This is a genomic window from Marinobacter alkalisoli (assembly GCF_045449855.1).
In the GTDB taxonomy this organism is placed as follows: Bacteria; Pseudomonadota; Gammaproteobacteria; order Pseudomonadales; family Oleiphilaceae; genus Marinobacter.
On the sequence record NZ_JBJJLC010000057.1, the window covers coordinates 17,249 to 40,229 of the forward strand.

General features: G+C 61.3%; 21 protein-coding genes. 8 read left to right on the plus strand and 13 right to left on the minus strand.

The window, feature by feature from the left end; translation table 11 throughout:
* The first annotated feature begins 25 nt into the window (after positions 1-25).
* Both ACJO5Y_RS19370 and nfsA read left to right on the plus strand, forming a co-directional pair.
* Complete coding sequence (locus tag ACJO5Y_RS19370; protein WP_406989486.1) at positions 26-460, plus strand: YciI family protein; 435 nt, start codon at positions 26-28, stop codon at positions 458-460.
* A gap of 78 nt (positions 461-538) precedes the next feature.
* Entirely contained in the window at positions 539-1,276 is a 738-nt protein-coding gene (gene nfsA, locus ACJO5Y_RS19375) for an oxygen-insensitive NADPH nitroreductase (protein ID WP_406989487.1), read from the plus strand.
* Between the two features lie 18 nt (positions 1,277-1,294).
* Here the strand turns inward: nfsA and ACJO5Y_RS19380 are convergent, their stop codons facing one another.
* The 3 genes from ACJO5Y_RS19380 to ACJO5Y_RS19390 are packed head-to-tail and all read right to left on the minus strand — an operon-like array spanning position 1,295 to position 7,075.
* Positions 1,295-2,686, minus strand: coding sequence for an efflux transporter outer membrane subunit (locus ACJO5Y_RS19380; protein WP_406989488.1), 1,392 nt, complete (start codon positions 2,684-2,686; stop codon positions 1,295-1,297).
* Positions 2,679-5,882 carry an efflux RND transporter permease subunit gene (locus ACJO5Y_RS19385; RefSeq protein WP_406989489.1) on the minus strand — a complete coding sequence of 1,068 codons (3,204 nt, stop codon included), beginning with the start codon at positions 5,880-5,882 and terminating at the stop codon, positions 2,679-2,681. The genes ACJO5Y_RS19380 and ACJO5Y_RS19385 overlap by 8 nt, the downstream gene beginning before the upstream one ends.
* Positions 5,879-7,075 (minus strand): efflux RND transporter periplasmic adaptor subunit, encoded by a 1,197-nt coding sequence (locus ACJO5Y_RS19390; RefSeq protein WP_406989490.1) that lies wholly within the window; start codon positions 7,073-7,075, stop codon positions 5,879-5,881. The genes ACJO5Y_RS19385 and ACJO5Y_RS19390 overlap by 4 nt, the downstream gene beginning before the upstream one ends.
* Before the next feature lie 431 nt (positions 7,076-7,506).
* On the opposite strand from ACJO5Y_RS19390, the gene ACJO5Y_RS19395 reads away from it, so the two are divergent.
* Positions 7,507-8,466 (plus strand): AraC family transcriptional regulator, encoded by a 960-nt coding sequence (locus tag ACJO5Y_RS19395; RefSeq protein WP_406989491.1) that lies wholly within the window; start codon positions 7,507-7,509, stop codon positions 8,464-8,466.
* A 10-nt stretch (positions 8,467-8,476) separates the two neighbouring features.
* On the opposite strand, the gene ACJO5Y_RS19400 is transcribed toward ACJO5Y_RS19395, so the two are convergent.
* Together ACJO5Y_RS19400 and ACJO5Y_RS19405 are read right to left on the minus strand one after the other, a co-directional pair.
* Complete coding sequence (locus tag ACJO5Y_RS19400; RefSeq protein ID WP_406989492.1) at positions 8,477-10,534, minus strand: TRAP transporter large permease subunit; 2,058 nt, start codon at positions 10,532-10,534, stop codon at positions 8,477-8,479.
* Between the two features lie 27 nt (positions 10,535-10,561).
* Positions 10,562-11,626 carry a hypothetical protein gene (locus ACJO5Y_RS19405; protein ID WP_406989493.1) on the minus strand — a complete coding sequence of 355 codons (1,065 nt, stop codon included), beginning with the start codon at positions 11,624-11,626 and terminating at the stop codon, positions 10,562-10,564.
* A 264-nt stretch (positions 11,627-11,890) separates the two neighbouring features.
* Here ACJO5Y_RS19405 and ACJO5Y_RS19410 point away from each other — a divergent pair, with 264 nt between their 5' ends.
* Positions 11,891-12,163, plus strand: a complete 273-nt coding sequence (locus tag ACJO5Y_RS19410) for an HU family DNA-binding protein (RefSeq protein WP_406989494.1) — start codon at positions 11,891-11,893, stop codon at positions 12,161-12,163.
* Between the two features lie 39 nt (positions 12,164-12,202).
* On the opposite strand, the gene ACJO5Y_RS19415 is transcribed toward ACJO5Y_RS19410, so the two are convergent.
* The 8 genes from ACJO5Y_RS19415 to gshB all read right to left on the minus strand — a co-directional run bounded on the left by ACJO5Y_RS19415 (position 12,203) and on the right by gshB (position 19,142).
* Complete coding sequence (locus ACJO5Y_RS19415; protein ID WP_406989514.1) at positions 12,203-13,159, minus strand: putative solute-binding protein; 957 nt, start codon at positions 13,157-13,159, stop codon at positions 12,203-12,205.
* Positions 13,160-13,438: 279 nt separating this feature from the next.
* Complete coding sequence (locus ACJO5Y_RS19420) at positions 13,439-14,746, minus strand: dihydroorotase (protein WP_406989495.1); 1,308 nt, start codon at positions 14,744-14,746, stop codon at positions 13,439-13,441.
* Positions 14,743-15,756 carry an aspartate carbamoyltransferase catalytic subunit gene (locus ACJO5Y_RS19425; RefSeq protein WP_406989496.1) on the minus strand — a complete coding sequence of 338 codons (1,014 nt, stop codon included), beginning with the start codon at positions 15,754-15,756 and terminating at the stop codon, positions 14,743-14,745. The genes ACJO5Y_RS19420 and ACJO5Y_RS19425 overlap by 4 nt, the downstream gene beginning before the upstream one ends.
* Before the next feature lie 41 nt (positions 15,757-15,797).
* Positions 15,798-16,307: a bifunctional pyr operon transcriptional regulator/uracil phosphoribosyltransferase PyrR gene (gene pyrR / locus ACJO5Y_RS19430; protein ID WP_406989497.1), complete on the minus strand. Its 510-nt coding sequence runs from the start codon at positions 16,305-16,307 to the stop codon at positions 15,798-15,800.
* A 40-nt stretch (positions 16,308-16,347) separates the two neighbouring features.
* Positions 16,348-16,773: a Holliday junction resolvase RuvX gene (gene ruvX / locus ACJO5Y_RS19435; RefSeq protein WP_406989498.1), complete on the minus strand. Its 426-nt coding sequence runs from the start codon at positions 16,771-16,773 to the stop codon at positions 16,348-16,350.
* Entirely contained in the window at positions 16,766-17,332 is a 567-nt protein-coding gene (locus ACJO5Y_RS19440; protein WP_406989499.1) for a YqgE/AlgH family protein, read from the minus strand. Before ACJO5Y_RS19440 ends, ruvX begins: the two co-directional genes overlap by 8 nt.
* Entirely contained in the window at positions 17,329-18,192 is an 864-nt protein-coding gene (locus ACJO5Y_RS19445; RefSeq protein WP_406989500.1) for an energy transducer TonB, read from the minus strand. Before ACJO5Y_RS19445 ends, ACJO5Y_RS19440 begins: the two co-directional genes overlap by 4 nt.
* A gap of 2 nt (positions 18,193-18,194) precedes the next feature.
* Positions 18,195-19,142, minus strand: a complete 948-nt coding sequence (gshB, locus tag ACJO5Y_RS19450) for a glutathione synthase (protein ID WP_406989501.1) — start codon at positions 19,140-19,142, stop codon at positions 18,195-18,197.
* Between the two features lie 294 nt (positions 19,143-19,436).
* Here gshB and pilG point away from each other — a divergent pair, with 294 nt between their 5' ends.
* The 4 genes from pilG to ACJO5Y_RS19470 all read left to right on the plus strand — a co-directional run bounded on the left by pilG (position 19,437) and on the right by ACJO5Y_RS19470 (position 22,956).
* The gene (pilG, locus tag ACJO5Y_RS19455) at positions 19,437-19,829 is read left to right on the plus strand and encodes a twitching motility response regulator PilG (protein WP_008175635.1); all 393 of its coding nucleotides are present in this window, start codon (positions 19,437-19,439) and stop codon (positions 19,827-19,829) included.
* A 32-nt stretch (positions 19,830-19,861) separates the two neighbouring features.
* Entirely contained in the window at positions 19,862-20,224 is a 363-nt protein-coding gene (pilH, locus tag ACJO5Y_RS19460; RefSeq protein WP_406989502.1) for a twitching motility response regulator PilH, read from the plus strand.
* A gap of 20 nt (positions 20,225-20,244) precedes the next feature.
* Positions 20,245-20,790 (plus strand): chemotaxis protein CheW, encoded by a 546-nt coding sequence (locus ACJO5Y_RS19465; protein ID WP_406989503.1) that lies wholly within the window; start codon positions 20,245-20,247, stop codon positions 20,788-20,790.
* Between the two features lie 90 nt (positions 20,791-20,880).
* Positions 20,881-22,956, plus strand: a complete 2,076-nt coding sequence (locus ACJO5Y_RS19470; protein WP_406989504.1) for a methyl-accepting chemotaxis protein — start codon at positions 20,881-20,883, stop codon at positions 22,954-22,956.
* Positions 22,957-22,981: the final 25 nt, after the last annotated feature.

The window sequence follows — 22,981 nt, forward strand, 5'->3', positions numbered from 1 at the left end:
CCCCACAACCGAAAGGAGAACGGACATGCGAATGATGGTCATAGTGAAGGCAAGCCAGGATTCCGAAGCCGGCAAGCTGCCAACTCAAGAGCTACTGGAAGCCATGGGTAAGTATAACGAGGAGCTGGTGAACGCGGGCATTATGCAGGCCGGTGAGGGGCTGCATCCCAGCAGCAAGGGCGCCCGGGTGCGCTTTTCTGGCGATGAGCGCATCGTTACCGACGGCCCATTTACCGAAACCCGAGAGCTGGTGGCCGGTTTCTGGATCTGGCAGGTGAAGTCGATGGAAGAGGCCATTGAGTGGGTCAAGCGCTGCCCCAACCCCATGCCGGGCACCGAGGCTGAAATCGAGATTCGTCCGCTGTTTGAAGACGAGGATTTCGGTGAGGAGTTTACCCCGGAGCTACAGGAACAGGAGGCACGCATCCGGGCCAAGGCGGAACAACTGGCCAGGAAGTAGCATCTGGCCCGTTTTGCCAAACCGGTGTGACGGTGGCAGGATAACCGCTTCCTGATTTTGTGCTAGCTAGAGGGTGCCATGAATCCGACCATTGAACTTCTCAAGTCACACCGTTCGATCCGTAAGTTCCAGGATCGGAAGATTCCCCGCGAGCTGTTCGAGGAGCTGATTCGTGCCGGCCAGAGTGCCGCCACATCCAGCCACGTGCAGGCCTACTCCATCATCCATGTGGTCAACCCGGAGAACCGTGAAGCCCTGGTGGAGCTGAGTGGTGGCCAGCGCTATGTGGCGGAGTGTTCGGATTTCCTGGTGTTCTGCGCGGATATGAAACGGGCCACGGATGCCGCGGCGCGGGCCGGTGCCGAGGTGGTTCATGGTATGACCGAGCAACTGCTGGTCGCCAGTATCGATACCGCACTGGTTGCCCAGAATGTTGCGACCGCAGCGGAATCCGAGGGGCTGGGCCTGTGTTACATCGGCGGCATCCGCAACAATCCGGCCGATGTGAGCGAATTGCTCCGCCTGCCGGATCATGTCTACCCGGTGTTTGGCATGTGCCTGGGCTATCCGGACCAGAATCCGGAGGTCAAGCCGCGCCTGCCGCTGGCGTCAGTCCTCAAGGAGGACTATTACCAGAATGAGCGCGACCCGGAGCTGGTGGCGGAATTCGACGCCACCATGCGCACCTATTACCACGTCCGCACCGGGGGCAATAAGGACACCAACTGGTCGGAACAGCTCAAGCCGCTGTTCACCTCCAAGCTGCGCCCCCATATGCGGGACTTCTTGCGTGGCAAGGGCTTTAAAATGAAATAGCGCCGGTGGCCGGGTGGCTTAACCGGGCGCCCCTACCAGCGCCCGGTATACGTCCACCATGGCCAGGGTCACCGCTGTGCGGCTGCGCACCGCCGCGTCCCGGGTGGCGGTGAACTCCTGTTCCGCCGTCAGTACTTCAAAGTAGCCGATAAAGCCTTGCTCGTAACGGGTGCGGGCCAGTTCAACCGCTTTCTCCGCATCGGTCATGGCCTGTTGCAGGCGCCCTTCCCTTTCCTGTGCACGCTGGTAACGCACCAGTCGAGTCTCCGCTTCCTCCAGCGCTTCCAGTACTGCTTGCTGATAGCTGGCCAGTGCCGCACGACTGTCGGCGCCGGCGGCCTCGATGCGGGCCTTGACCTTACCGTGGTCCAGGAAGGTCCAGTCGATGCCCAGGGCGACACGGCGGGATTCCGCCGGACCGGTGAACAGGTCGCTGGTGTCGGCGGCAACGGAACCTATCAGCCCGCTCAGGGTAAAGCGCGGAAACAGGTCGGCGGTAGCCACGCCAATACGGGCGGTGGCAGCGGCCAGACGGCGCTCCGCAGCGGCAATGTCCGGGCGACGGCGCAGTACGTCCCCGGGGCTGTCCACGGGAATAACCGGCAAGGCTTCAGGGAGTTCAGCCGGAGGCGACAGTGTCTCCACCAATGCCATCGGCGGCTGGCCGGTCAGCACGGCGATGCGATGCATGGCCGCCCGGATGCCCGCCTGCAGGGTGGGCAATTCAGCGCGGGTACGTTCCAGTTGGGCACGGGCACGCACCTGATCAAACTCGGTGCCCCGGCCTGCCCCTACCCGCGCCTCGACAATGCCCAGGGACTGCTGTTGCAGTGCTACGCTCTGCTGTGCCACCCGATACTGCTGTTGCAGGCCCCGCAATTCGAAGTAACTGCTGGCCAGTTGCCCGGCCAGGGCGACCTGTACCGCACCCAGGTCAGCACCGGCGGCTTCCAGTTCCGCCTGTTGCGCGTCGGTGGCGCGGCGCAGGCGTCCGAACAGGTCCAGCTCCCAATTGGCAGCCAGACCGGCCTGGTAACGTTGAACCCGTTCCGGCCCTGCTCCCGGGGGCGATTGTTCTATGTCCGCCAGGTATTGCTCGGCGGCGGAGGCGTTGGCGGTCACGCTGGGCCATTGTTCTCTCTCGGCGCCGTACAACAGGGCCGCCGCGCGCTCGTAACGGGCCACGGCCCCTTCCAGGGTGTGGTTGGCGGTCAGGGTCCGGTCGATCAGCTGCTCCAGCAAGGGATCATCAAAACCCTGCCAGAAGCGTTGCTGATCAACACCGGCACTCGCTTGTCGCCCTTGCGAGAAGGCGTCCGGTTCCGGCGTGGCAGGTGCCTGGTAGTCTGGTCCGACGGCGCAACCGGCCAACAGCGCCAGCGCGCCGGTCATCATGAGTACTTTAAGCATGGCTACCTCCCGGCACAGCATCTTCATCCTCGTCCTCGTCGCAAATCAGGGTGGAGGTATGGTGACTCTTCAGGCGATGACTGCCGGAGAGCTTGCGCAGGGCCACGTAGAACACTGGCGTCAGGAACAGGCCGAACAGGGTGACCCCGATCATGCCGGCGAACACGGCGGTGCCCAGGGCCTGGCGCACCTCGGCGCCGGCACCGGTGGCCAACACCAACGGCACCACGGCTGCGGTAAAGGTAATGGAGGTCATGATGATGGGCCGCAGCCGCAACCGGCAGGCCTCCAGCGCTGCTTCCACCACGCTTCGCCCCTGCAGTTCCAGCTCGCGGGCGAATTCCACGATCAGGATGGCGTTCTTGCAGGCCAGGCCGATCAATACCACCAGCCCCACCTGAACGAAGATGTTGTTGTCACCACCCCCGAACCAGACACCGATCAGCGCCGAGAGCATGCACATGGGCACGATGAGGATCACCGCCAGCGGCAGCGTCCAGCTCTCATACAGCGCCGCCAGCACCAGGAACACCAGCAGGATAGCGAGTGGGAACACCACCAGCGCGGCGTTGCCCTGGGTGGCCTGCTGATAGCTCAGGTCCGTCCATTCGAAGTCCATGCCCGCGGGCAATGTCTCGTTTGCCAGTGCGGTCAGGGTGTCCATGGCCTGGGCCGAAGACAGTACCCGTGGGTCCGCTTCTCCGGCCAGGTCGGCGGCAGGGTAGCCGTTATAGCGCAACACCGGGTCCGGTCCGAAGCTCTGGCGGATATCCACCATGGAGCCAATGGGGACCATCTCGCCCTGCTCGTTGCGGGTACGCAGCCGGGCGATGTCCTCCACGCTATCCCGGTAAGGGGCATCCGCCTGGGCAATCACCTGCCAGGTACGGCCAAAACGGTTGAAGTCGTTGACGTAGGTGGAACCCAGATAGGTCTGCAGGGTGTCGAACAGCTCCGTCAAGGGCACGCCCTGGGCCTTGGCCTTGAGCCGGTCCACTTCCGCATCCAGCTGTGGCACGTTGGCCTGGTAGCTGCTGATGGGATAGCCCATGCCCGGCGTCTGGCTGATGGCGCCCTGGAACTGGTTCACCGCATTCTGCAGGGCACCGTAGCCCAGGTTGCCCCGGTCTTCGATGAACAACTGGTAGCCGGAACCGTTCCCCAGCCCCAGGATCGGCGGCGGCATGAAGGAAAACGCAAAACCTTCCTTCAGCCCGCTGATTTTCTGGTTGATCTGGGCGTTGATCTCCCCCGCGCTCAGGCTGCGCTCATCAAACGGCTTGAGGGGGAAAAACACCACGCCGGTGTTGGACGTGTTGGTGAATTGCAGCGCGTTCAGGCCCGGGAAGGCCACGGCGTTGGCTACGCCTTCGGTCTCCATGGCGATATCGGTCACCTGTTGCAACAACTGGTCGGTGCGCTCTAGGGAGGCCCCTTCCGGCAGCTTCACGCCGGCCATCAGGTACAGTTTGTCCTGGATGGGGATGAAGCCCGGTGGCACCGCTTTGAACATCAGCCCGGTGCCGGTCAACAACAGCGCATAGACCACAAACACCGCGCCGCGCCGGCGCAGGGAGCGGGACACGCCGCCCTGGTATTTCTCGGCGCTGGCGTTGAAGAAGCGGTTGAAGGGCCGGAAGACCCAGCCGAACAGGAAATCTATACCCCTCTGCAGGCGGTCCTTGGGAGCGCTATGGGGTTTGAGCAGCATGGCCGCCATCGCCGGTGACAGGGTCAGCGAGTTGATGGTGGAAATCACCGTGGAAATGGCGATGGTCACCGCGAACTGCCGGTAGAACTGGCCGGTCACCCCGGAAAGGAAGGCCATGGGGATAAACACCGCACACAGCACCAGGCCGATGGCGATGATAGGGCCAGACACTTCCTTCATGGCCTGGTGGGCCGCCGCCAGCGGGCTCCGGCCTTCCTCGATATTACGCTCAACGTTTTCCACCACCACGATGGCGTCATCCACCACGATGCCGATGGCCAACACCAACCCGAACAGGGTCAGGGTGTTGATGGAATAGCCCAACAGGTAGAGCGCGCCGAAGGTGCCGATGACCGACACCGGTACCGCCAGCAGCGGGATGATGGAGGCACGCCAGGTCTGCAGGAACAGGGTGACCACCAATACCACCAGCAACACCGCTTCGAGCAGGGTCGCCACCACCGCCTTGATGGAGTCACTGACGAAGATGGTGGTGTCGTACACCGCTTCATACTCGACACCCGCGGGGAACCGGGTGGCCAGTTCGTCCATGGTGTCGATCACCTCGTCACGGATGTCCAGGGCGTTGGCCCCCGGGGCCTGGAACACGCCGATAGCGACGGCGTCCTTACCATCGAGTTGGGAGCGCAATGTGTAGTCACCGGCCCCCATCTCGAGCCGAGCCACGTCTTCCAGCCGCAGGATCTCGCCGTTGTCGCCACGTTTGAGCACGATGTCGCCGAACTCTTCCACGGTTTCCAGCCGGCCACGGGCATTGATCAGGGTGAGGAAGTCGCTGTCCGGCACCGGCTCGGCGCCGATCTGGCCGGCGGATACCTGGACGTTCTGCTCACGCATGGCCCGCACTACGTCGCTGGCGGTCAGGCCGCGGGCGGCAATCCGGTCCGGGTCCAGCCAGGCGCGCATGGCGTAGTCACCGCCACCGAAGATCTGGGCATCCCCTACCCCCTGGATACGGGCCAGCCGGTCCCGTACATGCAGCCGGGCGTAGTTCCGCAGGTACAGGGTGTCGTATGTGCCGTCCGGCGATGTCAGGTGAACTACCATCAGGAAGGTCGGTGACTGTTTCTGGGTAGTCACACCCTGGCGGCGCACCTCCTCTGGCAAACGCGCCTGTGCCTGACTGACCCGATTCTGCACCCGCACCGTGGCATCCTCCGCATCCGTGCCGGGGCGGAAGGTGACGGTCATCTGCAGGACACCGTCAGAACCGGCTACGGACTTGAAGTACATCATGTCCTCAACGCCGCTGATGGCCTCTTCCAGCGGCGTAGCCACGGTTTCTGCTATTTCTTTGGGGTTGGCGCCGGGATAGACCGTGCGCACCACCACCGAAGGCGGCACCACTTCCGGGTACTCGCTCACCGGCAGGTTGGGGATGGAGATCACCCCGATGGCGAGAATGATAATGGACAGCACCGCCGCAAAAATCGGCCGGTCCACAAAGAAACGGGAGAAGTTCATTGCGATAACTCCTGGGCCAGGGCGATCGCCGCATCCTCATCAGCTTCGGGCTCCTCCATGGCCACCCGCTGAGGGCTGACTTCCATACCCGCACCGAACACTTTTTGCGTGCCGTTGATAATCACCCGGTCGCCACTATTAAGGCCGTTCTGAATAACTAGCAGTTCATCAACCTGATGGCCGGTGGTCACCTGCCGGGGCGTGACTACGTTATTGTCGTCCACGACGTACACAAACCGGCGATCCTGGTCCGTCAGCACGGCCTTGCGGTTCACCAGCAGGGCCTGATCCAGTTCAGCCACCGGCATTTCCACCCGGGCGAACTGACCTGGCTTGATCTGGCCATCGGGGTTACCCAGTACCGCACGATATTGCAGGGTACCGGTGCCCGGGTTCAGCCGGTTATCGACAAAGTCCAGCAGGCCCTGATACTGGCGACCATCCTCTCCGCCCAGCGCTATCCTCACGGCCCGGGGTTCGCCATTGGCAAGCAGTTGCTGGCTGCTGAACGCGGCCCGTTCATCGGCCTCGAAATAGACGTGTACCGGATCCACCGATACCACGGTGGTCAGCAGGGTCTGGTCGGCATTGGCCAGGTTGCCCCGGGTTACCATCGCGCGCCCGGCACGACCAGTGACCGGCGACGTGACCCTGGTGTATTGCAGGTCCAGCTCAGCGGTATCCAGTGCGGCCTGGGCAGCCTGCATCCGGGCCCGGGCACTCATCAGCGCGGCGTTGCGCTGGTCATACTCCTCACGGGAGATGGCGCGACTGTCCAATAGGGTTTTGGCACGGCCAGCTTCACTCCTGGCCAACTCCAACTGACTTTGCGCCTGGGCCAGTTCGGCCCGGGCGGCCTGTTCCCGGGCCTCATAAGGTCTTGGGTCGATCTGGAACAACAAGTCACCGGCCTGCACCAGTTCCCCTTCCTCAAAGGCTACCTCGTGAATGTAACCGCTGACCCTGGGCCGCAGGTCCACGGTTTCAGGTGCTTCCACGCGCCCAGTGAACGACTCCCAGAGGGTCACCGGCTCGACAACGACCTCCGCCACATCCACCTCCGGTGGTGGCGGCATCGCCATCGCCTCGTCACTCTGCACCTCACATCCGGACAGTAACACTGTCATCATTACAAGAGCCGGGCCCAACACCCGGCCAGGTCCTTTGAAGTTTTTTCCGGTCAGACGTTCCATGGTTCCTCGCTCCGCAGTCAGGGATGCCTTGTGAGCGTTCCCGTTAATCAAGAGATCCGGTCAGATCGCTTGTTAGGTCGGTTGGGGTGGAGGTTTTTCGACATGAAACGGTATATTTCAGTCCCTCTTCCCCGATTGGTCGTCTAACATAAGGAGTGTTGAGTGCAAGAGGGTATCGGGTTACTGCGGGAAGCTTGCCCGATTCTGCCAACGTACCTGAAACCCACGCCGCCGGGGCCCCGAGAGCGGGATAATGACCGTTCGATTTCCGTAGTATTTCGCGTCAGTTATAGGCTTTCGGTGTTTTTACCCGGGTTTTCGCACCGGTTGCCGGTTTCTGCGCAGTGATTGCCTGATTCTGCAGAACCTGCTCAAAGGGCATACAGTTCAGGTTTCGAAGGATTATACTGCCGCGAAAGGGAGACGCGACGATGACTGCCACCATTCCTGAGTTTGCCACCAACCTAGCTCTGAACCTGCAGCAGCAACTGGCCCGGGTCGCCAGTCGCTGGACATCACAGCAAGGGATACAGAGTTCCGCCATTGATGGCCTGGAGCTGATTCGTTGCGACCAGCCCTCCAATTGCGGCTCCACCGTCTACGAACCGTCCCTGTGTTTCGTGATTCAGGGCACCAAGACTATTCTGTTGGGTGACCGGGAAATTACCTATGCACCGCTGACCTACCTGGCCAGTTCCGTCCATCTGCCGGTCCTGGGCAGAATTGTCGACGCCACCCCGGAGCATCCATACCTGGCGGTGAAGCTCACCGTGGAACCACAGGAAGTGGCGGATCTGGTACTGGAACTGGGCGACAAGGCCCCACCGCTGGATCCCCATGGCCCCTGCCCGGAAGTGGAGTGTGGCCTGTGCATCTCGTCGATGGACGAGCGGATGCAGAGCGCGCTTTACCGGCTGCTGAGCCTGCTCGATTCCCCCGGAGATATCGCCATACTGGCGCCATTGGCCCGCCGGGAAATCATCTACCGGGCGCTGATCGGAGACATGGGCTCACGCATGCGCAAGTTCGCTGCCGCCGATTCCCAGGCACACCGGATTTCCACGGTCATTTCAGCATTGAAGGATCACTACGCAGAGCCCCTGCGTATCCGCGAATTGGCGGACGCGGCAAACATGAGCGAGTCCACCCTGTACCATAGCTTCAAACAGGTCACCCGCATGTCGCCGCTGCAGTTCCAGAAGAAACTGCGACTGCACGAAGCCCGGCGCCTGATGCTCGCCGAGGGTCTGGAAGCGGCCACCGCCAGCTATCGGGTCGGCTACGAAAGCCCCTCCCACTTCAGCCGGGAGTACAGCCGCCTGTTTGGCGCACCGCCTAGGGCGGACGTCACCTTCCTGCGAGGGCAGCGCAGAGCGCCCGAACCCGTGTGACCGGCCGCACTCAGCCGTAGAACAGCAACGGCACGAACGCCACCAGCACCAGGGATATACCCATGGCAATCAGTGGCATGATGATGCGTTCATGGCGCTGGTAGAAAGTGCCACCTTCCTGCTGCGCCGCCAGCACTTCCGCTTCGCCGACCACCTGTCGGGTCAACAGGTGGTTCAGCGCCACCGGCGGGCTCAGATAGCCCAGTTCGAAGGCCACCAGGGTGACCATCCAGAAGTGAATGGGGTGGATCCCGCTGCTGTAGGCGATGGTGGACACGGTGGCAGTCACCAGGATAACGGCGCCAAAGGCATCCATGATCATGCCAAGGATCACCAGGATGACAACCATCAGCAGCATCGCGGACCAGGTGCTGTCGAAGGCCTGGGGGAAGGATTCCATAAGTTGGGAGCGCTCGATAACACCGCCAATACTCACCGACAGCCCAAGCAACAGCAGCAGCGCCCCGATCTCGGCAGTGGTGTCGTTGGTGGCTGACCGCAGGCTGCTTTCCAGGCCCTGGTGCGCTTGCCCCTCACTGGCGCGGCGCGCGCTCCTCTTCAGGGTCACGTGCTCGAACAGCAGTATCGCCAGCATAATCACCGGCAGCAGGCGCGGCGCCGAGAACTCGTCCATCCTGACGTCCAGGGCAAAACGGTAAAGCAGCACCACGCCGACGATCACCAGGGCGTAGGGAATCAGTGATCGCAGGGCCTGCATCATGGCCGGGAATGCCTCAGTGGACGGTGCCAGATCAAACTTGCTCTGGCGGTTGACCGTCAACGCCACGGTCATGAACATCATGGCCGTCAGCACGAACACCCAGATACCCCAGCCAAACAGCTCGTCGGTGGTCACTTCCCGGTTTAGGTAGGCGATGACTACCACCAGCAGACAGGGGCGCAGCACCACCCCCAGGGAGCCGGACATGGCGGTGGCGGCCAGGGCCAGGTGCCGGCGCGCGCCCGCGGCCCGCAATTCGCTGTAGATCACCGCCCCGGCGGCAATAACGAAAATGCCCGAGGCGCCGGTATAGGCCGTCGGCACCGCCGCCACCAGCACGGCAACCACGGCCAGCATCTCCGGCGGCATCCGCCACGGACGAAACACGTTGAAGACCAATGTGGCCAGCCGTGTCTGCTTGAGCATCATCCCTACCCAGACGTAGAGCCCGACGTTCAGGAACATGTCCGCCAGCTCCATCATCTTGCCCAGATAGATGCCGATGCCGGAAGCATGCCCGATCAGGGCAAAGTAGGTGCCCGAGATCAGACACATCACGGTATACAGCGGCACCGCGAGAAAAGCCTTATTGAAGCTGCCACCGCCCTGCAGGTCACCAGGCACCCGGAACAATCGGTACAGGCTGGCAAGGGTAAGACAGGCAAAACCGATGATCCACAGGTTGTGGAGGAGCAGCGCTTCCGATGACATGGAGGTGTCGCTGCCCAGACTCGATTGCCGGAAAATCACGCTGGAGCCCAGCAACATGGCGTTGGCGATGGTCTGCAGGGCGTGGGATACGATGTAATCGAGCCGGGTTTCCATGGCCCGCATGGCAATGTGGTGGCGGGTCAGGGTTGCGGTCACCGCGCACAGCATCACCAGGATCACCAGGATGTAACGCTGGGATTCCAGTCCGAACGCAATCAGGTCGGCAATGAACAACTCAACGGCACGATAAGCCCGGACACCGGGGGTCAGCTTGTCCTTCAGGTTCTCGTAGCTGGTGAAACTGGCCCGGCAATCCGCCACCGACCGCTCAATGGCAAGGCGGACATCCGCCGGATCTTTCTCTTGCTCCCCCAGCAACGCCGCCATGGGGTCGTCGGATACCTCGGATAACTCCTGCTGGACAGCAGATTCGATGTCGCGGTTAGGGTCGCAGTCCGGCTGGACCGGATCGGAGCGAAGCTTGTAGTAGCCGCCCCACATCTGCTCCCCCGCCCCCAGCATCTGGTTGTGAATATCACTGCTGGTGGAAAACAGCACCACCGCCAGCAACAGCAGGCAAGCGGGCAGAGAGGAAAACCACTCCAGCCCGGTACGACGAAAACCAACCTGGGACATAACGGCGCGCCCTGAAGACATCATGGGTTACAGCAGATCATCCAGATCCATGGTTTCAACGTTTTCCGGTTCGTCATCCCAGAAAGTGCCCAGGCGACCCAGCGGCGTTCGATAGCCGGCGTTCTCAACCCACATACGATCGGAAATGGCCACAATCATCTGTGTCGACATGGCATCGACGAAGGCCCACTCCTCGTTCGAAGGCGTTTCCTCAATGGATTCCGCATGACGGCGGATCACCTCACGCAGACGCTCATTGTCACCCTTGTTCATGGCAGCAATCGCGTGGAAGACATGGCTGAGGCGAACACCCGCCTGTTCACCCTGGCGATCAGACATTTCCAGCCGCTCGAAGGCATTCTCGCCCTCGGGCATGGCACCGGGAATCATCGCCCAAATGGTCGCTCGAAGCGCCATCGGCGCGCCCCACCACTTTTCGCTATCCAGGCAGCTGGTTGCCCTGCCTACCACGGAGCCCACATTCTTGGGCACACCAATAGCGGATGTGGATTGGATCTCGGCGTTCAGCGCCTGGAGTCCTGACAGCAGGCCCGCCATGTAGATGAATTCGTCCAGGTCGTCATCGAAGTCGGGGCACTCGCCATTACCGGGCTCACCGTAGAAGGCATTGTGATGCTGCCAGCTGCGGAAGTAGCGCTTGGCAGCCAGGGCGTGCGCACGCTTCTGGCGGATCATTGCGTCTTCAGCGGCATTACCATCCATGTTCCCCAGCGCAGCCAGCCCGGTCAGTTCGTGTTCACGGGCCTGCTCATCGGCACAGCCAGCGGCCGACAGATACAGCATCACGGCAATCTGGTCCGGCTCATTGGTTACCCGACCAAACGACATCAACAACGGAGCGGTTGCCTCAGTCATGGCGCACCCCATAGCCAGGTCGTCGGTGCTCAGCAGATAGGGCACGGTATGGTTGCGGGAGAACCCCTGAAGGACATCGCCAGTGGTCTTGTAAACCATGTGATTCACCACCCCACATCCGCTCAGGGCGACGCTGGCAACCACTGCCGCGGTCACGCCACGCAGCTTTGCGATGCCGGGCAACCACTGTCCCGCAGCTTTCTGGAAACGTTTCATAACTTCTGCACCTTCTTTATTGTTTTCAGAGCCAATCGGGCCGCCCGGACCACTGCTTGCGAAGCGTTACCGTTTGTAACCGGGCACGCATTATGGCGGACAACCCTCTGTTTTTATGAGAACCGCACCGCAAATGAACACGGAAAAACGCTATCCTTTGTCATCATGGGTTTGCACATTGCAGCCAAACCCACTATAGATTTGTTCAGCCTGCGGCTGGCTTGCCGCCGGTGTGACACCAAAAACGACAATAAGGAGTACCCGATGCGCAAACCTGAACTGGCAGCCGCCATTGCCGACAAGACCGGCCTGACCCGCGAGAAAGCCAGCGAGGTCATTACCGCCGTGACCGACCAGATTTCAGCGGCTGCCTCCAAAGGCGAAGACACCACCCTGATCGGATTCGGCACCTTCAACATCCGCACTCGCGAAGCCCGGGATGGACGCAACCCACAGACCGGCGCCACCATCAAAATTCCTGCCAGCAAGACCGTCGGGTTCAAGGCCGGCAAGGCACTGAAAGAGGCGATCAGCTAAGCTGACGGGGCCCGCGGGTGCGGGCCCCTCACCCAATCCTCAGGAAGCACACTCAGACCGGGAGCCATCCACCCGGCAACGAATCGCCTTCATCAGCTTGATCGCACGTTCGTCGTATACGTCATCCTCAAGCAGGGACAACCTCACCTTGCGCAGCATCTTGTCGTATTCCGCTACGTCTTCCTGCGGGGGATGCATCCACACATCTTCCGGAATTTCGGCTTCGGCCTGGGCGATGATCTCGTAGGCCTCATCGATGCGATTGATGGCCTGATCGCGAACCATTTGGCCGGCGTCATCCGGAAAACGATCACGGTGGATGATGACCTGGAAATTCATGTACGCCAGCGCATACTTGAACACCCCGCCGTCGGGATTCACGCCCTTGTATAGTTCCAGCGGGGAGTAGGCCACGGCCGGAGCATAGGCCAGATCCACGCTGCCGTTATTGAACTTGCCGGCGAAATTGGCGGAATTGGACCCCACCACGGACGCACCCACGTGGCGCACCATGCGGACCGACGCGTTGTCAAAGTCGAGCGTTGCGATACGCTTGCCCTGTAGCTCTTCCACCGAGTCGATGGAACGATCGCGGGTATGCAGGTACACCGCGCCGCCCGGGAATACACCCGCCACCTCGTAGGGACCGTCAACCAGAAACTGGCGCGCCTTGGGCTGGCTCAGGGTGTTGTAGAGCAGGCGCATTTCCTCTTCGCCGGGGACCGCACCCATGGCTTCGAGGGTACCGGTGAACTTGTTGAATTCACGGGCGCGCGTGCCCGTCAGCAGGACGGCATCGCACTGGCCGGCCTTGAAATCTTCAGCGGCCACTTTCTCATCCGTGTAGGCACGCAGGTTGAGCTTGATACCCTGCTTCATGGCTTCGGGCTGGAAGGTTTTGGTGATGGCGAACAGCGGTCCGTTGGCTCCGACCGGATCAAACACGCAGAAACTTCGCTCAAGGGGGGATTCTTCGGCCTGACTGACAGGCGCCATTATAAGACTGGCACACAGGGCAGCCGCTGCGGCCACCCGTTGCGGGAGGTTAGCTGATTTCACGGGATGACTCCTGAATTATTATTGTCAGATGCCAGGCACATCCTGTTTGTGCCCTTACATCGTGAGACCCTGACCTGAGATTAGGTCGGGTGCCACAAGAATACGTTGGCACAGGTGCCTGCCTTCAAGGGCTTTTCAGCAACAAGGTGAGAAACTGTGATGGGCTCGACAGAGGCGGGGCAACCTCTGCCGCATTTCCTTGCCGGAGCAACCGGGTCAGAGCACGCCCGGGCCCCAGGCAACGCGACCCTCGCAGAGGGTCAGCTTGACCACGCCGGGAAGGGCTTCATCCACTATCGGTGCGTGGCGGCCGGCCGACACCAGGCTGTTCTCTCCCGGGGTCCAGGTTGCGCCCGGATCAAAGATACACAGGTCCGCCGCCTCGCCCTGCGCCAGGCTGGCCGACCGACCGAGGATAGCGGCCGGTCCGGTGGTCATTGCCCGCAGCAACGCAGGCCGGGTCAGCTCACCACGCGCCACCAGCATCAGCCCCATGGACAGGGTGCTCTCGATGGTGGACAGGCCCGGTTCGGTCGCGCCCAGGGGCGCCTGTTTGGCGGCGGAATCGTGGGGCTGGTGCTGGCTGACGATGGCATCAATAACACCCTCACGGACACCGGCCAGCAGGGCCTGGCGATCGGACTCGGCCCGCAACGGCGGGCGCACGTGGAAGCGGCTGTCGAACCCGGACAGGGCGTCTTCGGTAAACAGCAACTGGTGCATGGCGACATCGGTGGTGACGGCGATGCCGCGACGGCGGGCATCCGCGACCATTTCCACACTGCGCGCCGACGACAGCTGGCTCAAGTGCAGGCGCACACCGGTTTCCTCTGCCAGCAACAGCATTTCCATCACCGAGGCAGTCTCCGCCACTTCCGGAATGCCCAGCAAGCCGAGGCGCGAGGCCACCAGGCCATCGTGGGCATAACCGTCGGCCGCCAGCGCCTGGTTCTCCGGGCTGAACATCACCGTCAGCCCGAAGGTTTTGGCATAAGCCATACAACGGCGGAGAATGCGTGCGTTGCGCACGCCACGGCCACCGTTACCCAACGCCACGCAGCCGGCGGAAGACAGGCCCGCCATATCGCTGAGTAGCTCCCCTTCCAGACCCCGGGTCACCGCGCCCACCGGCAGTACCCGGATCGGCGAACGGGCGTGGGCTCCGTCCCGGATCAGATGGGTGACCGCTCCGGAGTCGTTGACCGGTGACGTCTCCGGTGAGGCGCACACCGTGGTGAAGCCGCCGCGTGCCGCCGCGCGGGTTTCCGAGGCGATGTTGCCTTTCTGCCCGTTGCCGGGCTCCCGCAGGTTGCAGCACAGATCCACCAGGCCCGGCGCGACAATGCTGCCGGCGGCGTCGAAGATCTCATCGGTGTTGACGGTCTCGGCCGCCTTGCCAACAGCGCTGATCACACCATCCGTGATCACAACGGCCGCTTCGGTCAGCTCGTCACTACCCGGCAGTACCAACCGGCCATTGATGATTTTCAGGGATGCACCAGGTGTGTTGTTTCTATCCGTCACGCCTGTTCCCTCCCGGCCTGAATCTGATTGCGTTCCGATACCTGCCCGCCCATGGCCATGGACATGACCGCCATGCGGATGGCGATGCCGTTGGTGACCTGGTCCAGAATCACCGACTGGGGACCATCGGCCACGGCGGATTCAATTTCCACCCCGCGGTTGATCGGCCCCGGGTGCATCACGATGCATTCCGGATGGGCCAGCGCCAGCTTATCCCGGCTGAGACCGTAAAGACGATAGAACTCCCGTTCGCTGGGCAACAGGGCGCCCTCCATCCGCTCTTTCTGAAGTCGCAGCATGATCACCACGTCCAGGTCCTTCATGCCTTTTTGCATGTCGTATTCCACAGTGCAGCCGAGGCTTTCCACGTCCCGGGGCAGCAGTGTGCCGGGAGCGATGACCCTGACTTCCGCCGCGCCGAGCTCGTTGAGGGCGCGGATCTGGGACCGCGCCACGCGGGAATGTAGCACGTCGCCGACGATGGCCACTTTCAGGCCCTCAAAGCCGCCCTTGTGCTGGCGGATGGTGAGCATGTCGAGCATGGCCTGGGTGGGATGGGCATGGCGACCATCACCGGCGTTGATAATGGCCACGCCCGGGGTCACGCTCTCGGCGATGAAGTGGGGCGCACCGCTCTGGGAATGGCGCACCACAAACATGTCACTGGCCATGGCCTCCAGGTTGAGCAGGGTGTCCGACAGTGATTCGCCCTTGGAGGTGGCCGAGGTGCTGATATCCAGATTGAGTACATCGGCGGACAGCCGCTTGGCCGCCAGCTCGAAGGTGCTGCGGGTGCGGGTGCTGGATTCGAAGAACAGGTTCACCACCGTGCGCCCCCGAAGCAGCGGTACTTTCTTGATCGTGCGTTCGCCCACTTCAATGAAGGAATCGGCGGTATCGAGAATGTCGGTCAGCAGGGCGCGATCGAGCCCGTCGAGGGTCAGGAAGTGCCGCAGTTGGCCATCCGTGGTCAGCTGCAGGGATTGGTTTGGAGCTTGGTCTACAGTCATGGGTCGCCTGTTCGCCTGTTCACGAGAGAGTTTCGCGGTGGTTACTGCCCGGTTTCCTGCAATTCGATGCGCAGCGGATCGGGGCCGCGGAGTTTTACCCGCTGATGACTTTCCAGTGCCAGGACCTTGCCGGTGACATCCGGCTGGATCGGCAGTTCCCGGGCACCGAGATCAATCAGTGTGGCAAGAATGATACTGGCCGGGCGGCCATAATCGAAGATCTCATTCATCGCCGCGCGAATGGTGCGCCCACTCATGATGACGTCGTCAATCAGGATGATGTCGCGGTCCTCGGTACTGAAGGGCAGGCTGGATGGCTTCACCTTCGGGTTCAGGCCAATACGGCTGAAGTCGTCCCGGTAAAAGGAGATGTCCAGTTCGCCGTAGGGCTCTTCCAGCCCCAGACGCTTCCTCATGACATCGGCGAGCCAGACGCCGCCGGTACGGATACCGATCAGCGCCGGGGATTCCACGCCCCGCTCGGCCATGATGTCACGCAATCCGGCCTCCAGCTCGTCCAGCAACCGGTTCATATCAAGCAATGCGGTCATTATTCCCTCACTTAACGCCACCGGCTGTGTCCGGCGGGATTTACTGCTGGTGAAACCAGGTTTCCAGGATCAGCACGGCGGCGCGGTCGTCCACGCCGTGGCGACCGAAATCGCGGCTGCCGCCACCGGCCATCACCTCGCCCTTGGCTTCAAAACTGGTCAGGCGCTCGTCGACCATTTCCACCGGCACGTGAAAGCGGCCGTGCAGGCGTTTGCCAAACTTGCGGGCGCGGGCGCACATGTCGTTCTCGCTGTCGTCCATGTTCAGGGGCAGGCCGACCACTACCAGGTCCGGCTTCCATTCGTCCAGCAGCTGGCCGATGACGTCCCAGTCCGGAATGCCATCCCGGGCCGGCAACAGGGTCAGGGGCTGGCCGGTGCCCAACAGCTGCTGGCCGGTGGCCACACCGATACGGCGGGTGCCAAAATCAAACGCCATAACCCGGCGGTTACCTGCCTCAGGCATGGCCGATGGACTCGCTCAACTGGTTCAGGTCAATGCCGATCAGCTTCAGCACCGCCTCGTACCGCTTGTCCCAGGGCGTACGGAACAGGATATCGGTATTGGCCGGGCAGGTCAGCCAGGAGTTGCTGCCCAGCTCGCTTTCCAGCTGTCCTTCTCCCCAGCCGGCATACCCCAGAGCCACCAGGAATTCTTCCGGCCCCTCTTCACATCCGATGCCTTCAAGGATATCCCGTGACGTGGTGAGCATGACGTCATCGGTCACCTGGGCGGTGTTGTGCCAGGTAGTGTCGGGTGAATGCAGGACAAAGCCGCGCTCAGGCTGCACCGGGCCACCGCTGAAGACCGGCAGGTCCAGTTCGCCGCCTTCCATGTCCAGTTGCTCGAGGATTTCCCCCAGGTGAATGTCCAGGGGGTGGTTGATCATCAGGCCCAGGGCGCCGTCGTCGGAATGCTCGCACAGGTAGATCACCGCCCCGTGAAAGCGCGGATCCTCAAGGTAGGGAGACGCCACCAGGAAATGGTGACGCAAACTGTTGGGAGAGTGTTTTGATGCCGTCATCCCGATGTCAGCCCCCGTCGCTGGAAAGACCAGGTTCGAATGATTTCAAGCTCGTCGACCTCCTCTCTCATGCTGTCCGGGAACGGCGCGAATGGTGCGGCCATGCGCACGATGCGGATGGCGGCATCATCCAGCACGGTGCTGCCGGAGGATTGCAGAATGGCGACTTCTTTGATTGTGCCATCCTTTTGCAGAGAAACCAGCATTCTCAGTGTGCCATAGATACCGGCCCGCCGCGCTTCCGTTGGATAGTTGATATTGCCGACCCGCGTCACCTTGGTGATCCAGTTCTGGACGTACCAGGCATTGCTTGAGCGCAGGGTGGACGCCGCCGTTACTCTCATGATGCGGGGCTTCTTGGCGTAGGCCTGACGCTGGGCATCAAACCGGGCTTCGAGGCTGGCAATTTCCAGGCTGCGCTCCATCAGACTCTTTTTCTCACGCACCGGCAGCGGCTCTTCCGTCGGTTCCACCGCTTCGTCCGGCTCCCGGACCTGGCGACTGGACGCCGAATCGGTTTTTACAGTCTCGCGATCCTGCTGCACCGGCTCGGTCCGGGACGGCGGCTCCGGCTGCACCTCGGCAATGTCCGGCTGGCTGACGTCCGTCGGCTGCGGCGAGGTCATTTCCTGCGCTTCCTCTTCGGTCCCGCTGCCCTGCTGGCTGGTCTGGGCCAGGAAGTCGGCCTCGTCCGGATCGGTCTCATCGTCAAACTGCGACAGGGTGATTTCCATGGTTTGCGCGGAAGAGCGCGGCGACTCCGGCGCGAAGGTAATCCCCAGGACAATCACCGCGTGCACGGCCAGCGCCATGAACAGGGTAAAGGAAAACCGGTCGAAATCACTTACCTGCGCTGCCATTGTTACTTCAACCGCTTCTCGATGGCATCCATCAGCTGCCCGGAAATATCAATACCGAAGGCCGCATCCAGTTCACGGATACAGGTCGGGCTGGTGACGTTGATTTCGGTGAGGTAGTCACCAATCACATCCAGGCCCACAAAAATCAGCCCCTTCTCCTTGATGACCGGTGCCACCCGTTCACAGATTTCCCGGTCACGGTCGGTCAGTTCACGGCCTTCGCCGCGGCCACCGGCCGCCAGGTTACCGCGATTCTCGCCCTGGGACGGGATCCGCGCCAGTGCGTAAGGCACCGGTTCGCCATCAATCAGCAGGATGCGCTTGTCGCCGTTGCTGATTTCGGGAATGAACTTCTGGGCCATGGCCTGGTGGGCACCGTAGTGGGTGAGGGTTTCGATAATCACACCCAGGTTGGCGTCGTTTTCCTTGACGCGGAAGATGGAGCGGCCACCCATACCGTCCACCGGCTTCATGATGATGTCGCCATGCTCGGCGTAGAATTCACGGAAGCGGGTGGAGGACCGGGTGACAATCAGCGGCGGGGTCAGGTCCTCGAACTGGGTGGCGAACAGTTTCTCGTTGCAGTCACGCAGGGTCGCGGCGGGGTTCACCACCAGCGCACCCTGCTGTTCGGCGGCTTCCAGAATGTAGGTAGCCATCAGGAATTCCCGGTCCACCGGCGGATCCTGGCGCATCAGGATAACGTCCAGGTCGCCCAGCGCCCGGTCCTGGGAGGCGCCGAAGGCGTACCAGTTCTCGGGGTCCAAGTGTACCGTCAGGTCACGGGTGTGCGCCCTGGCCTGCCCGCCCTTCAGGTACATGTCCGGGAGCTCCATGTACTCAATCTGCCAACCGCGTTTCTGGGCCGCCAGCAACATCGCCAGCGAGCTGTCTTTCTTGAAGTGGATCTTCTCGATGGGGTCCATCACGATCCCGAGTCGGACTGTCATAATGCCTCTTGAGCTCCAGGGTTAAAAACACGAACCGGTCAGCAGAGCGAAGGATAGATTAAGTGCTATGCTGTGAACACTGATGGTATTGTACCCGAGCTTTGAATGCATCCGCAGAAATCCGGGGTGTATAACGTGACGTTGCGGGCAGAAGTACATTTAGTCACAAAGTTGTGCTTTTTATCCGGCCATCGATCCTCTATAAATGAGCGGGATTTATAGAAGAATCCCAAGGTTTGTGTTAAAAACCCCGTTTAAAATAACGACAGTCGCAGAGCGCAAGGCAGTTGGACAATGGATGACAACTTCGAGAATCTGAAGATTATGGTGATCGACGACAGCAAAACCATCCGTCGCACCGCAGAAACCCTTCTGAAAAAAGTCGGCTGTGAGGTCATCACCGCAACTGACGGCTTTGACGCTCTGGCGAAAATCGCCGATTCCCAGCCGGACATCATTTTTGTCGATATCATGATGCCCCGCCTGGACGGCTATCAGACCTGCGCACTGATCAAGAACAATTCCTCTTTCAAAAAGACGCCGGTCATCATGCTCTCCAGTAAGGACGGTCTGTTTGACAAGGCCAAGGGCCGTATTGTCGGTTCTGATCAGTACCTGACCAAGCCGTTCAGCAAGGACGAGCTGCTCAACACCATCCGCCAATATGTACCCCAGGCGGAACAGTAAATCAGCCGAAGCAAAGAACTATTGAGGAAACCATGGCCCGCATTCTGATTGTTGACGACTCCCCCACCGAGGTTAAGAAAATCTCAAGCATCCTGGAAAAGCACCAGCACGAAGTACTGACTGCTGATAACGGTGCTGACGGCGTAGCCAAGGCCCGCGCTGAAACTCCGGATCTGGTTCTGATGGACGTGGTCATGCCAGGACTGAACGGTTTTCAGGCCACCCGACAGCTGACCCGCGCTCCGGAAACCGCTTCCATCCCCGTGGTGATTGTGACCACCAAGGATCAGGAAACCGACCGTGTCTGGGGTACCCGTCAGGGCGCCAAGGGCTACCTGGTCAAACCTGTCAAAGAAGATGACCTGATCAAAACAATCAACAGCCTGATTGCCTGATCCCCAACCTTGGAGTACGCATGTCCGCCCAGGCCGCCCCTTTTGCCGTTCTGACGGATATCGCCCAGCGCAGCCGGTCCATGGCGGCCGGCCTGCCGGAACAGCAGGAAGCCGTTGAACTCTGGAATGGCATCGGCTTTGTTCTGGCGGGCGAACGCTATGTGGCGCCCATGGGTGAAGTCACCGAAATCCTTCATGTCCCCCGGTTTACACACATTCCGGGGGTTCAGCCGTTCATGATGGGGGCCGCCAACGTTCGTGGCCGCCTCCTTCCCCTTGTCGATCTTGCCGGCTTCTTTGATGTCCCACGCTCGTCCCGCAGTCAGCGTGAGCGCCGGGTACTGGTGGTGGAACAGGGTGATGTGTTCAGCGGCCTGGTGGTCGACAGCGTATCCGGGATGCAGTATTTCGCACGGGACAGCTTCGTGGCCTCGCCCGGCGATGTCCCTGCGAACGTTCAGCCGTTTGTTAGCGGTGGTTATGAACGGAACGAAGAAGTCTGGAAAGTGTTCTCCGCCGCCGACCTGGTGGAAGACGAGCGGTTTCTGGACGTTGCGCAGTGGTAAGGGTGATGACCATGGCAGGAGCGTCATCCCTGCAGCCCAAGCACGCAGAAGAAAACTTGCCAATATAATGAAAAGGCCGGGAGCCAGAAAATGAAAAACAGAGCCGGAAGATTCAGTATGGGACAGGGAGGCAACAAACTCGTTGCCGGCCTGATTGCCGCACTGATTGCACTCACCGTCCTGCTTGTTGTGGTCCTGTTCATAATTAACAAGGACAGCCAGAACGACCAGGAATACATCGCCCACGCCTCCGAGCTGCGGGTACTGTCACAGGAAATCGCGAAGAACGCGACGGAAGCCGCCGGCGGTACCGCCGAGGCCTTCGACCAGCTGCGCCGGTCCCGTGATGAGTTCCAGCAACTGTGGTCCTACGTGGTTGACGGTAACCCGGAAACCGGCCTGCCGCCCAGCGAGTTTGCCCGGGAAAGCAGCGTTCAGGCCGACTGGGACGCGGTTCGTGAAAACGCCGACAGCATCCTGTCCACCCGGGACGCGGTCCTCGGCCTGCATGAAGTGGCACGAACCCTGAACGAAACCATTCCCCAGCTGCAGGTGGAGTACGATGACATCGTACAGATCCTGCTGGACAACAACGCCCCGGCGGAACAGGTGGCACTGGCCCAGCGCCAGTCCCTGCTGGCCGAGCGTATCGTTCGCTCTGTAAACAACGTACTGTCCGGTGACGAAGACGCGGTTATCGCCGCCGACCGTTTCGGCCGTGACGCCAGCCTCTTTGGTCGCGTACTTGAGGGGCAGATGAACGGCAACCCGGCCATGGGCATCTCCCGCGTGGATGACGAAGACGCCATCTACGGCCTGGAAGCGGTTGGCGAGCTGTTCGAGTTCGTTTCCCAGAACGTTGACGCCATCCTTGAAGCTTCTCCCGACCTCTTCAAGGTGCGTACCGCGGCCTCTGACATCTTCCAGAACTCCCAGATCCTGCTGGACGATATTTCCGTCCTGGCCAACAAGTTTACCGGGCAGGCCGGCTCCCGCCTGATCGGCCCGACCCTGGCCTTTATCATCCTTGCCGGCATGGTCGGTATTGTGGTCCTGATCGGCGTGGTGCTGTACCGCGAAGCCCAGGAGCGTCTGGCGACGACTCAGGAGCAGAACGAGCAGAACCAGAACGCGATCCTGCGACTGCTGGACGAACTCGCCGATCTGGCGGATGGTGACCTGACCACCGAGGCCACGGTCACCGAGGACTTCACCGGTGCCATCGCCGACTCCATCAACTACGCGATCGACCAGATGCGCGGTCTGGTACAGGCGATTCGTGGCACGGCGGTACGGGTTGCCTCGGCATCCCAGGAAACCCAGGCCACGGCCATGCACCTGGCCGACGCTTCCGAGCACCAGGCCCAGGAAATTGCCGGCGCCTCTGCGGCGGTGAACGAGATGGCGGTGTCCATCGACCAGGTATCCTCAAACGCGGCTGAATCCTCTGCGGTTGCGGAGCGGTCGGTTGCGATCGCGAAGAAAGGCGCGGAAGTGGTACAGAACACCATCCGCGGCATGGACAACATCCGTGAGCAGATCCAGGAAACGTCCAAGCGGATCAAGCGTCTGGGTGAATCTTCCCAGGAAATCGGTGACATCGTATCGTTGATCAACGACATCGCCGACCAGACCAACATCCTGTCCCTGAACGCCGCTATCCAGGCCTCCATGGCCGGTGACGCGGGCCGGGGCTTCGCGGTGGTTGCGGACGAAGTTCAGCGCCTGGCGGAACGTTCCTCTGCGGCAACCAAGCAGATTGAAGCACTGGTCAAGACGATCCAGTCGGATACCAACGAAGCGGTTATCTCCATGGAGCACACCACCGCTGAGGTGGTCCGTGGCGCCCGTCTGGCCCAGGACGCGGGTATCGCCCTCGAGGAAATCGAGAACGTATCCATGAGTCTGGCGGAACTGATCCAGAACATCTCCAACGCCGCCCGCCAGCAGTCGTCGTCTGCGGCGCACATTTCCAACACCATGAACGTTATCCAGGAAATCACATCCCAGACTTCCTCCGGTACCAACGCGACTGCGAAGTCGATCGGTAACCTGGCAGAAATGGCGTCCGAGCTGCGGTCCTCCGTTGCCGGCTTCACCCTGCCTGAGGAAGAAGGGGCAGAACAGCAGGAAGAGGAAGACAGCGACGTCCCGGTGGTGGGCTGATCGAATTTCCGAGGCGACTGACGGT

Bases quoted from the DNA above. Each gene is read 5' to 3' on its own strand.
- nfsA (WP_406989487.1), top strand. From the start codon at position 539: ATGAATCCGACCATTGAACTTCTCAAGTCACACCGTTCGATCCGTAAG.
- ACJO5Y_RS19385 (WP_406989489.1), bottom strand. From the start codon at position 5,882: ATGAACTTCTCCCGTTTCTTTGTGGACCGGCCGATTTTTGCGGCGGTG.
- pilG (WP_008175635.1), top strand. From the start codon at position 19,437: ATGGATGACAACTTCGAGAATCTGAAGATTATGGTGATCGACGACAGC.
- ACJO5Y_RS19415 (WP_406989514.1), bottom strand. From the start codon at position 13,159: ATGGCGCCTGTCAGTCAGGCCGAAGAATCCCCCCTTGAGCGAAGTTTC.
- ACJO5Y_RS19400 (WP_406989492.1), bottom strand. From the start codon at position 10,534: ATGTCCCAGGTTGGTTTTCGTCGTACCGGGCTGGAGTGGTTTTCCTCT.
- ACJO5Y_RS19445 (WP_406989500.1), bottom strand. From the start codon at position 18,192: ATGGCAGCGCAGGTAAGTGATTTCGACCGGTTTTCCTTTACCCTGTTC.
- ACJO5Y_RS19465 (WP_406989503.1), top strand. From the start codon at position 20,245: ATGTCCGCCCAGGCCGCCCCTTTTGCCGTTCTGACGGATATCGCCCAG.
- ruvX (WP_406989498.1), bottom strand. From the start codon at position 16,773: ATGCCTGAGGCAGGTAACCGCCGGGTTATGGCGTTTGATTTTGGCACC.
- ACJO5Y_RS19395 (WP_406989491.1), top strand. From the start codon at position 7,507: ATGACTGCCACCATTCCTGAGTTTGCCACCAACCTAGCTCTGAACCTG.
- ACJO5Y_RS19425 (WP_406989496.1), bottom strand. From the start codon at position 15,756: ATGACTGTAGACCAAGCTCCAAACCAATCCCTGCAGCTGACCACGGAT.
- ACJO5Y_RS19440 (WP_406989499.1), bottom strand. From the start codon at position 17,332: ATGACGGCATCAAAACACTCTCCCAACAGTTTGCGTCACCATTTCCTG.
- ACJO5Y_RS19470 (WP_406989504.1), top strand. From the start codon at position 20,881: ATGAAAAACAGAGCCGGAAGATTCAGTATGGGACAGGGAGGCAACAAA.
- ACJO5Y_RS19405 (WP_406989493.1), bottom strand. From the start codon at position 11,626: ATGAAACGTTTCCAGAAAGCTGCGGGACAGTGGTTGCCCGGCATCGCA.
- ACJO5Y_RS19410 (WP_406989494.1), top strand. From the start codon at position 11,891: ATGCGCAAACCTGAACTGGCAGCCGCCATTGCCGACAAGACCGGCCTG.
- ACJO5Y_RS19370 (WP_406989486.1), top strand. From the start codon at position 26: ATGCGAATGATGGTCATAGTGAAGGCAAGCCAGGATTCCGAAGCCGGC.
- pyrR (WP_406989497.1), bottom strand. From the start codon at position 16,307: ATGACCGCATTGCTTGATATGAACCGGTTGCTGGACGAGCTGGAGGCC.
- ACJO5Y_RS19390 (WP_406989490.1), bottom strand. From the start codon at position 7,075: ATGGAACGTCTGACCGGAAAAAACTTCAAAGGACCTGGCCGGGTGTTG.
- pilH (WP_406989502.1), top strand. From the start codon at position 19,862: ATGGCCCGCATTCTGATTGTTGACGACTCCCCCACCGAGGTTAAGAAA.
- ACJO5Y_RS19380 (WP_406989488.1), bottom strand. From the start codon at position 2,686: ATGCTTAAAGTACTCATGATGACCGGCGCGCTGGCGCTGTTGGCCGGT.
- gshB (WP_406989501.1), bottom strand. From the start codon at position 19,142: ATGACAGTCCGACTCGGGATCGTGATGGACCCCATCGAGAAGATCCAC.